Here is a 5,364-nt window from a genome sequence, read left to right as displayed (position 1 = left end):
AGGGCAGCCAGGCCGCCGCCCGCGCCACGGAGGCCGAGCGCCTGCGCGCCGCCGCCGAGGCCCAGGCCACGGAATTCGGACGCCTCTCGGAAAGCGCGCGGGCGCAGGTCGCGCTGCTGACCCGCCAGCTGGAGGAGCTGCGCGGCGAGCTCTCTCGCCTGACCGCCGCGCTCGACATCGCGGAGGCGGAAGGGCGCGACCGCGACGCGCAGATCGCCAATCTCGGCCAGCGGCTGAACGCCGCGTTGGCGGCGCGGGTGGAGGAGCTGCAGTCCTACCGCTCCGACTTCTTCGGCCGGCTGCGGCGCGTGCTGGGCGACCGGGCGGATGTTCGGATCGTCGGCGACCGCTTCGTCTTCCAGTCGGAAGTGCTGTTCCCGGTGGGCAGCGCGGAACTCTCCGCCGCGGGGCGGGAGCAGGTGCGGGAGCTGGCGCGGGTGCTGATCGACCTTTCGGCGCAGTTCCCGCCCGACCTGGCCTGGGTGCTGCGGGTGGACGGCCATGCCGACCGCAGCCCGATCCGCGGCAGCGGCCGCTTCGCCAGCAACTGGGAGCTGTCGGCGGCGCGCGCCATCGCGGTGGCGCAACTGCTGATCGCGGAGGGACTGCCGGCCAACCGGGTGGCCGCGGCGGCCTTCGGCGATACCCAGCCGCTGGACGACCGCGACACGCCGGACGCATATGCCCGCAACCGCCGCATCGAGCTGCGGCTGACCGACCGCTGAGGAAGAGCCCATGAGCGCCCTGACCATCGCGGACCATGCGCTGCTGAGCCACCGCATGGCGGAGCTGCGCGACGTCGCCACCCCCTCGCCGCGCTTCCGCCGGCTGCTGGCGGAGATCGGCGCGATGCTGACCATGGAGGCGACGCGCAACCTGCCGAGCACGACGCGGCGCGTGACGACGCCGCTGACGGAGATGGACCACCGCGTGCTGGCCGGACCGGAGCCGGTGCTGGTGGCGGTGCTGCGGGCCGGGCTCGGCCTGCTGGAAGGCGCGATGCAGGTGCTGCCGGACGCCCCGGTGGGCCATGTCGGCCTGGCGCGCGACGAGCACACGCTGAAGCCGAGCCAGTACCTGCTGCGCATGCCGCCCGAGGTCACGCTCCGCGGCGCGATCCTCTACGACCCGATGCTGGCCACCGGCGGCTCTGCCATCGCGGCGGTGGCGCGCGTGAAGGAAGCGGGCGCGCCGCATCTGCGCTTCGTCTGCGCGCTGGCCGCACCGGAAGGTGTCGCGAAGCTGCGCGCGGCGCATCCCGACGTGCCGATCATCACCGCCGCGCTGGACGAGCGGCTGAACGAGCGCGGCTTCATCGTGCCGGGCCTGGGCGACGCGGGCGACCGCTGCTTCGGCACGGAGGGATAGGGCGATGCGCGACGCGGCCGCGAAGCGCGAGGCGTTCCGCGCGCTGCACGCCGCGGGCTGCTTCCTGCTGCCCAATCCGTGGGACGTGGGCACGGCGAAGTACCTTGCCGCACAGGGCTTCCCGGCGCTGGCGACGACCAGCAGCGGCGCGGCGTGGTCACGTGGGCTGGCGGATGGCGCGATGGACCTCGACGCCACCGTCGCGCATGCCGCGGAGATCGCGGCCGCGACCGACCTGCCGGTGAACGTGGATTTCGGCCATGGCTTCGGTGCCGATGCGGCGGGCGTCGAGGCCGCCTGCGCGCGCTGCCTCGACACCGGCGTCGCGGCGCTGTCGGTGGAGGACGCCACGGGCGACCCGGCGCGGCCGCTGTTCCCGCTGGAGGAGGCGGTGTCGCGCATCCGGGCGGCGCGCCGTGCTGCCGATGCCGCGCCGGGGCGGGCGCTGCTGGTCGGGCGTGCGGAATGTTTCCTCGTGAGTCATCCCGATCCGCTGGCGGACTCGCTGCGTCGCATCGCCGCCTATGCGGAGGCCGGTGCGGAGGTGCTCTACGTGCCGGGCATCACCACGCCCGACCAGATCGCGGCCGTCGTGCGCGCCGCGGCGCCGAAGCCGGTCAACCTGCTGGTCAGCCGGCCGATCGGGCTGACGCTGGAGCAGATCGCGGTGCTCGGCGTGCGGCGCGTCAGCATCGGCGGCGCGCTGGCCGGCGTGGCCTGGGGCGCGGTGGGCCGCGCCGTGGCGGATCTGAAGGCCGGCCGCTTCGATGCGCTGGGCACGCGGATGCCGGGCGGCGAGCTGGACCGCTTCTTCGGCGGGTAGCGGCCATCTTGCCGTCGGCGCGTGAGCTTCAGCGCGCCGTGCCCTCAAGGCAGCGAGACGCGGCGCAGGTACCAGGGCAGCGACAGCACGGCGGTGAGCTGCTCCGAACCGTCGAAGATGGGGCCAAGGCGCGGCCCGGACGCGGCGAAGGCGAACTCCTCGATGTGGTCCGTGCCGGCCGCGCGCAGCACCACGGTGCCCTGGTCCACCTGGTAGATCCGATGGAAGTCCGGGTTGCGGCCGGAGGAGACGCGCTGCTGCGGCGTCGTGCGGCTCGGGGTGCCGACGGCGTAGCGCATGCGCAGCTCGAAGCGGTCGCCCTCCGGCGTGGTCGCGCTCCATCGCTCCTGCCCGCGCCGCACGCCGTCCGGCCCCGCGGTGACGGCGCGCTCATGGGTGATGGCCGCCGGCGCGTAGGTGCCATACGGCCCCGGCGCCCCCTCCCCCGTGGCAAAGCCGCCGACGATCACCGGGCCGGCGATGCCGGTGGCCGGGTTGCGACCCGGGACGACGAGGACCACCGCCTGGCCGACGCCGCCGGGCACCGGACGGCCCTCGGTGTCCTGGGTCAGCAGCCGGTCGGTGAGGACGATGAGGAGGTTGGCGCCGTGTGCCGGACCCGTGGTGGCCGGGTTGAGCTGCCAGCCGGCCGGCAGCAGGCGCTGCGCGGTGGCGTCCGGGACGCGGAACATGAGCTGGCTGCGGACCTCCACGCTGCTTTCGGTGGGGGTCTGCCCCTGCGCCGTGCCCTGCAGGGCCGCGACGGCGGCGAGGCCAAGGATGGACGCGGCGAGCAGGCGCCGCGGCAGCGGAACATGCATGGCTGTCTCCTCCCAGGGGCCGCATCGCAAGTGCGGGCCCTGCAAGAAGGGTAACCAGGCAGTTTCGCGCGAGACAACGCTAATATGCGTAGTTGTCTATGCGGCTCTGTGCGCCGGCGCTACAGGATCCGCGCCTCGAAGGGCGGCTTGAAGTCCGGCGCCTCGAACTCGACCACCCAGAGATCCGGGTCGCGGCCGACCTGGCGGGCGACATAGGCGTCTGCGGCCGCCTCCTCCACCGGCGCAGCGCCGGTGGCGCGCAGCCAGGCGGGGCGCCCCTCGGCGTCTCGCACCTGGGAGAGGACCATCAGACCCTCCCGGCCGCGCAGCACGCAGAGGATGCCGCCGGAATCCGGGTCGCCCTTGCGGATCACCGCGGCCGGGCGGCCGGCGATGTCGGAGAGGCGGGTGGCCATGCTCACCCAGATGCCGGCCTTCACGCGCGGTTCCATCGCCCGACCATCGGCGGGGCGCCCGGGCGGCGCAAGGGGGGCGCGCATGGGGCACGGCGGACCCTTGCGCGGCCCCGGGTCCCGCGCCATTCACCGGGCCAGAGGAGTTGCCTGCCATGGCCAAGCCGACCGAACTCACCGAGGGCCAGCGCGCCTACGAGGCACGCCGCGCCGCCAAGGCGGGGATGAGCCTGGAGAAGTGGCTGGCGGAGAAGGAGAAGCGCGCACGGGCCGAAGCCGCCGAGGCCGCGAAGGAGGCCGAGGTGGCCGCGAAGGCCGTGCAGACGGAGAAGAAGGGCTGGTTCGGCCGGCTGCTGGACAAGGCGCACCAGCCGCTGAAGTAGGGCGACCCGGCGGGGTCGCCGCCTCGGCCGCTCAGAGCATCCGCAGCAGCGTGCCGTCGCGACGCAGCGCGTGGTGGTAGATCGCGCCACCGATATGCGCGGCCAGCAGGAAGGGCAGCGCCCAGCCGATCAGGCTGTGGGCCCAGTGCAGCGCCACCGCCAGCGTCTCGTTCGCCTCCATGAATTTCGGCAGGTCGATGAAGCCCAGGAAAGCGGTGGCCCCGCGCATCGGGAAGCCATAGGCGTTGGTGGTGAAGAAGCCGAGCAGCGGCTGCAGGATCAGCGCGGCGTAGAGCGCGTGGTGCACGCCGCTCGCCGCGGCGCGCATCGCGGGCGGGATGTGGTCGGGGAGCGCGGGCGGGCGGCTCATGCCCCGCCACGCCAGGCGGGCGACGGCGATGGCCAGGATGATCAGCCCTGTACTCTCGTGCAGCGCATAGAAGGACATCTTCGCGTCGTCCTTCATGAAGCGGATGGTCAGGCCGGTGGCGAGCGCCAGGAACATCAGCGGCACGGTCACCCAGTGGAACAGCTTGGCGAGCGCGGAATACTGGCCGTCCGGGTGCAGCGTGTCCTGCCCGCGGATCGGCGCCGTGGTCGTGCCGGCCGTCTGGTCCATCGCGCTGATCTCCCGTCCCGCCGGCCACTATGGCATGAGCGCGGGCAGGAGATGGAAGCGAAAGCCGGATGAGCGAGGTCCCCGACTGGTCCGAATATCGCGCGGCGCATCCCGGCGCGCGCCCGACGGAGTGGCTGCGCGACGCGGCGGAGCCGGACTGGAGCGCGGCCGTGGGGCACGCCTTCGCGCGGGCCTGCAATGAAGGCGCCGTGCCGGAGGCGGTGATGCGCCGCTACCTCGTGCAGGACTACCAGTTCATCGGCGCCTTCACCGCGCTGCTCGGCCGCGCCATCCACACCGCGCCCGACCTGCCGGCCCGGCTGCCGCTGGGGCGGTTCATGGGGCTGCTGTGTTCCGAGGAGAACACCTATTTCGTGCGCAGCTTCGACGCGCTGGGCGTGGCGGAGGCGCTGCGCCGCGACCCGCCGCTGTCGGCCGCCGCGCGGGACTTCCGCGCTCTGATGCAGCGCGCCGCGGACAGCCCGCGCCATGCCGACCAGCTGGCGGTGCTGTGCGTGGCGGAATGGATCTATCTGAGCTGGGCGCGCCCGGCGCGCGACACCCGCCCGGCCGAGCCCTTCTGGTGCGCGGAATGGGTGGACCTGCACGCCAGCCCCTATTTCGAGGGCTTCGTGGAGGGGCTGCGCGCCGCGCTGGACCGCGAGGTGCTGGCGCTGGATGCAGCCGGGCGCGCGGGCGTGCGCGCGCTGTTCGTGAAGGCCGCGCGGCTGGAGCGGGCCTTCTTCGATTCGGCGTACGACGAAAGCCTGCCGGCCGGCTGATGCTCGCCGCGCATGCCGACTGGAGCATCGACCCGCGCAAGCGCTGGATCGCGCTGGCGCGCCGCAACGGGCGCGGCTGGGTGGCGGAGGCGCCGCGGCCGGTCGGCGACACCGCGGCGCTGCTGCCGGCGCTGCTGGCGGAGGGCACGCCGGTC

The 5,364-nt window shown here is 73.9% G+C and carries 8 protein-coding genes; 5 read left to right on the top strand and 3 right to left on the bottom strand.

Features of this window, described 5'->3' with window-relative positions; genetic code table 11:
- From OZN99_RS24515 to OZN99_RS24505, 3 genes are all read left to right on the top strand, one after another.
- On the top strand, window positions 1-725 hold a 725-nt coding region (locus OZN99_RS24515), incomplete at its 5' end, for a peptidoglycan -binding protein (RefSeq protein ID WP_270937867.1).
- A 10-nt stretch (window positions 726-735) separates the two neighbouring features.
- Window positions 736-1,368, top strand: coding sequence for a uracil phosphoribosyltransferase (upp, locus tag OZN99_RS24510; protein ID WP_270937866.1), 633 nt, complete (start codon window positions 736-738; stop codon window positions 1,366-1,368).
- A 4-nt stretch (window positions 1,369-1,372) separates the two neighbouring features.
- Window positions 1,373-2,191, top strand: a complete 819-nt coding sequence (locus OZN99_RS24505; protein WP_270937865.1) for an isocitrate lyase/PEP mutase family protein — start codon at window positions 1,373-1,375, stop codon at window positions 2,189-2,191.
- A gap of 44 nt (window positions 2,192-2,235) precedes the next feature.
- Here the strand turns inward: OZN99_RS24505 and OZN99_RS24500 are convergent, their stop codons facing one another.
- Window positions 2,236-3,012, bottom strand: coding sequence for a hypothetical protein (locus OZN99_RS24500; protein ID WP_270937864.1), 777 nt, complete (start codon window positions 3,010-3,012; stop codon window positions 2,236-2,238).
- 119 nt (window positions 3,013-3,131) lie between these two features.
- Window positions 3,132-3,464 carry a DUF1491 family protein gene (locus OZN99_RS24495; RefSeq protein WP_270937863.1) on the bottom strand — a complete coding sequence of 111 codons (333 nt, stop codon included), beginning with the start codon at window positions 3,462-3,464 and terminating at the stop codon, window positions 3,132-3,134.
- Window positions 3,465-3,580: 116 nt separating this feature from the next.
- Between OZN99_RS24495 and OZN99_RS24490 the strand changes: the two genes are divergently transcribed.
- Window positions 3,581-3,808, top strand: coding sequence for a hypothetical protein (locus tag OZN99_RS24490; protein ID WP_270937862.1), 228 nt, complete (start codon window positions 3,581-3,583; stop codon window positions 3,806-3,808).
- Between the two features lie 31 nt (window positions 3,809-3,839).
- On the opposite strand, the gene OZN99_RS24485 is transcribed toward OZN99_RS24490, so the two are convergent.
- Complete coding sequence (locus OZN99_RS24485) at window positions 3,840-4,427, bottom strand: cytochrome b (RefSeq protein ID WP_270937861.1); 588 nt, start codon at window positions 4,425-4,427, stop codon at window positions 3,840-3,842.
- Between the two features lie 68 nt (window positions 4,428-4,495).
- Here OZN99_RS24485 and OZN99_RS24480 point away from each other — a divergent pair, with 68 nt between their 5' ends.
- A complete protein-coding gene (locus OZN99_RS24480; protein WP_270937860.1) occupies window positions 4,496-5,209 on the top strand; it encodes a TenA family protein in 714 nt (237 codons plus the stop codon).
- Window positions 5,210-5,364 lie beyond the last annotated feature (155 nt).

This window comes from Falsiroseomonas oryzae, from assembly GCF_027856955.1.
GTDB lineage: Bacteria > Pseudomonadota > Alphaproteobacteria > Acetobacterales > Acetobacteraceae > Falsiroseomonas > Falsiroseomonas oryzae.
This window is presented reverse-complemented; position numbering and strand designations above follow the sequence as displayed.

What these genes read in the sequence shown, in the direction of transcription:
- upp (WP_270937866.1), top strand. Translation starts at nt 736, where the DNA reads ATGAGCGCCCTGACCATCGCGGACCATGCGCTGCTGAGCCACCGCATG.
- OZN99_RS24505 (WP_270937865.1), top strand. Translation starts at nt 1,373, where the DNA reads ATGCGCGACGCGGCCGCGAAGCGCGAGGCGTTCCGCGCGCTGCACGCC.
- OZN99_RS24500 (WP_270937864.1), bottom strand. Translation starts at nt 3,012, where the DNA reads ATGCATGTTCCGCTGCCGCGGCGCCTGCTCGCCGCGTCCATCCTTGGC.
- OZN99_RS24495 (WP_270937863.1), bottom strand. Translation starts at nt 3,464, where the DNA reads ATGGAACCGCGCGTGAAGGCCGGCATCTGGGTGAGCATGGCCACCCGC.
- OZN99_RS24490 (WP_270937862.1), top strand. Translation starts at nt 3,581, where the DNA reads ATGGCCAAGCCGACCGAACTCACCGAGGGCCAGCGCGCCTACGAGGCA.
- OZN99_RS24485 (WP_270937861.1), bottom strand. Translation starts at nt 4,427, where the DNA reads ATGGACCAGACGGCCGGCACGACCACGGCGCCGATCCGCGGGCAGGAC.
- OZN99_RS24480 (WP_270937860.1), top strand. Translation starts at nt 4,496, where the DNA reads ATGAGCGAGGTCCCCGACTGGTCCGAATATCGCGCGGCGCATCCCGGC.